This is a genomic window from Pandoraea sp. PE-S2R-1 (genome assembly GCF_002179865.1).
Taxonomy (GTDB): Bacteria; Pseudomonadota; Gammaproteobacteria; order Burkholderiales; family Burkholderiaceae; genus Pandoraea.
This window is the reverse complement of sequence record NZ_NGUR01000101.1, coordinates 1-264: the sequence shown is the minus strand read 5'-3', so window position 1 is coordinate 264 and position 264 is coordinate 1. Positions and strand designations below refer to the sequence as shown.

The window sequence follows — 264 nt, the reverse complement described above, 5'->3', positions numbered from 1 at the left end:
CGTTGCGCACTTCGATCCGATCTCGTTCCTGCTGACGTCGGAAGACTACGACGTGTGGCTGCGTCACATGCTTGACGAGAGCATTCCGCCCACGCTCGCCGACCGCCATTGGACGAACACGATCGATCGTGTGCTCGGCATTCTGCAGGACCGCAAGTCGAGCTTTTCGCGTCACCGGCTGGCGGTCACCAGCCTCATCGGACTGCGCCAGATCGAGCAGTTCCTGCATCACGGACTGGTCGGGCGGCTGGGACTGCCGCCGGG

The 264-nt window shown here is 63.6% G+C and carries 1 pseudogene; it reads left to right on the top strand.

The annotated features are described in order from the left end of the window. Positions 1-264: pseudogene (locus CDV44_RS27220) on the top strand (transcriptional regulator); the annotation flags it as partial.